Here is a 2,691-nt window from a genome sequence, read left to right on the forward strand (position 1 = left end):
GGTTGTCCCGGTCTGCCCAAGGGCACATCCTTACCGAATTTCTCCAATTGCTCTCCTTCAAAGGTAGCAGGAATCAAGGGTGTCCAAATGGGACCGGGCGCCACGGCATTAACTCGAATCCCCTTTATGGCCAGGGACTTGGACAAACTTCTTGTAAAGGAGACAATGGCACCTTTGGTACTTGCATAATCTATGAGATGTTCCGATCCCCTGTAGGCGGTGACCGATGTTGTGTTGATTACTACGTCGCCCTGCCTTAAATGCTCGATGGCCGCTTTGGTCAAAAAGAAATAGGAATAGATGTTGGTCTCGAAAGTAGTCTTAAGATTTTCGATTTGAATATCTTCCAAATTCTCTTCGGGAAATTGCATTGCCGCGTTGTTCACAACAATGTTCAGACCTCCAAATTCCTGAATTGTAAGTTGGACCGCACGGTTACAAAATTCCTCATCCTTGACATCACCTTTCAATAATAGGCAGCTTTGGCCCTCCATTTCAATCTCTGACCGGGTATTCCGGGCATCTTGGTCCTCGTTCAAGTAAACAATGGCAACGTTCGCACCCTCCCTAGCAAAATGCAATGCCGCACTTTTACCGATTCCGCTGTCACCTCCAGTGACCAAGGCCACCTTTCCCTTTAACTTTTCACTGCCACGATAGCTGTTCCGGATAGTCAATGGCTCAGGGTTCATAACCTTTTCTGCCCCGGGTTGGGAAGTTTGGCTTTCTGATCTGTCTATACTGATATTTTCCATAAACTTTGATTTAAATGTTCATTCTAAATTAATCTTGGCCAGGCACAGATCTGAATCCGAAAATTACTTTTATTGATGCAAATCGAAATAATTACGGCCATGTACATTTGAGCTATTTATTTTGCTCTTCGCATTCATTTTACATACAGGAAAAAGTGAATTTTAGGCTAAAATTTAGGGCAATGAAAACGCAGGAGATTAGGTGGTTCAGTACTTCAAGATTAAAATCAATTGAAGAAACCTTTGATAACGACTTTAAGGGTTACGTTATGGATGAATCTAGGGTAGATACCTATCTACATACCCCATGTGCAGATATCAACCTCAAATTAAGGGACAATCTGCTCGAAATAAAAAAAAGGACATCTACCCCCAGGTCCCGAATTAAAATCGGCAAGAGCAGCGGGTATCTGGAGAACTGGATCAAATGGCAAGTGGATTCAGAAATCGGCCTTCATTCCCCCGAACATTGGCATGATGTAAAAAAACGTCGTAGGCTTGTCCATTTTGATGCAGAGGGACAGTTAGCACTGGCCGAGGACGGCGAGAAGCCTGCTGGTATGCAAATAGAGTATACGGAACTGTCCATTGACGGTTCGATCAGCTTTTCCCTAGCCGTAGAATGGACCGTAGAAAAAACGGAAACCCATTGCGATATATTGAAGAACCTTTTGAGGAAACATGAGCTTATCTTAAGACAATCCATGGGCTACCCGGAGTATCTTGCAACCTTATTGAAAACGCCCCTGGAATTATTGGAATTTTAATTACTTTCCAATCTTTCGATCATTTTTTTCATCTGAGCTATTTCCTTTTTCTGGGCCTTTATAATTTCATTGGACAATTCTTTCACCTCGGGGTCTTTGATAGCGGCTCTTTCACTGGTCAGAATGGCTATCGAGTGATGGGGTATCATGGCCTTCATCCATCCTATGTCCCCAATGGGTTTCTGGGTCCTTACCAAAAAGGTGCAGACACCCATTGTCATCAAACTTAGACCAACGATCATCCTGTTTTTCCTCTTTGAGGTATACATACTTTTCATAAAAAGAAACATTATTAATGCCATACCGGCCATACCTATCAGTGTCATATATAACCGGGTTATACTAAAGAATACATGATCGAGCTCATAGGTGTTAAAGTACATCGTGAGGTACATAGATAAGCCCGAACACAATAGCATTAGAAAAAACTTGGTATATCTGGATAATTCCATCTCTATCGGTTTATTTTTTATTTCATCAAATGTGTTTTAAAGTTAGATGAACCTATTGAAGAACGTTAATTCAAACGTGCTATAAATTGATGGCTTCGAGTTGATGTACAAAATTTTCTAGTTAGAAATTTATGTTTCAAAAAATGAAACTATGAGAAAATCACCTACATACTATGTCGATGCCAAATCGATTCATTCCTCTCCAGAGTTCTACTCCAAGGATGAACTTAAAATTTTTCAGGATATCGAAAAATTTATATTACAAGAGGGTTATCCCTGCGTTGGTGCGCAAGCCGCCATCAATGGAAAGACCTACTCCATGGGTGTATTTGAAACCATGGAAGGACGGGAAGACATCAAAAAATTAGCTCTCGGTCTAGAAAATTATATTGATATCATGGAGGGCAAGGCCAGTAATTTGCAAACCTATCTAGCAGTGTTTCCGGACATCAAAATAGACGATGAGATCGAGTTTGAAAATCATCTATGGGCCATGGCACAAAATCTTCACGAAATCGATACGTCTGAATGGGCGTCATCCGTAGACCACGATGTGAACAGTCCAGATTTTTCGTTTTCGTTTGGCGGCAAGGCCTTTTTTATGGTGGGAATGCACCCCAAGAGCAGTCGTAGGGCTAGAAGATTCAAATATCCCGTTATTGCATTTAACCTGCAAGCGCAGTTTGATGAGCTTAGGAAAAAAGGTCGGTACGAGAT

At 41.5% G+C, this 2,691-nt stretch carries 4 protein-coding genes; 2 read left to right on the top strand and 2 right to left on the bottom strand.

What is annotated here, in order from left to right; genetic code table 11:
- Window positions 1-755, bottom strand: a 755-nt coding sequence (locus tag BIZ36_RS20435) for an SDR family oxidoreductase (protein ID WP_187459710.1), incomplete at its 3' end; no start/stop codon positions are given.
- Window positions 756-937: 182 nt separating this feature from the next.
- On the opposite strand from BIZ36_RS20435, the gene BIZ36_RS20440 reads away from it, so the two are divergent.
- Window positions 938-1,522 (top strand): hypothetical protein, encoded by a 585-nt coding sequence (locus BIZ36_RS20440; protein WP_187459711.1) that lies wholly within the window; start codon window positions 938-940, stop codon window positions 1,520-1,522.
- Here the strand turns inward: BIZ36_RS20440 and BIZ36_RS20445 are convergent.
- Window positions 1,519-1,848 carry a DUF305 domain-containing protein gene (locus BIZ36_RS20445; RefSeq protein WP_353616867.1) on the bottom strand — a complete coding sequence of 110 codons (330 nt, stop codon included), beginning with the start codon at window positions 1,846-1,848 and terminating at the stop codon, window positions 1,519-1,521. The two genes, BIZ36_RS20440 and BIZ36_RS20445, sit on opposite strands and share 4 nt — an antisense overlap.
- Window positions 1,849-2,125: 277 nt before the next feature.
- Here BIZ36_RS20445 and gntA point away from each other — a divergent pair.
- On the top strand, window positions 2,126-2,691 hold a 566-nt coding region (gene gntA / locus BIZ36_RS20450; protein ID WP_187459713.1), incomplete at its 3' end, for a guanitoxin biosynthesis heme-dependent pre-guanitoxin N-hydroxylase GntA.

Origin of the sequence: Cytophaga sp. FL35, assembly GCF_014349235.1 — a bacterium.
GTDB lineage: Bacteria > Bacteroidota > Bacteroidia > Flavobacteriales > Flavobacteriaceae > Euzebyella.

What these genes read in the sequence shown, in the direction of transcription:
- BIZ36_RS20440 (WP_187459711.1), top strand. Translation starts at nt 938, where the DNA reads ATGAAAACGCAGGAGATTAGGTGGTTCAGTACTTCAAGATTAAAATCA.
- BIZ36_RS20445 (WP_353616867.1), bottom strand. Translation starts at nt 1,848, where the DNA reads ATGACACTGATAGGTATGGCCGGTATGGCATTAATAATGTTTCTTTTT.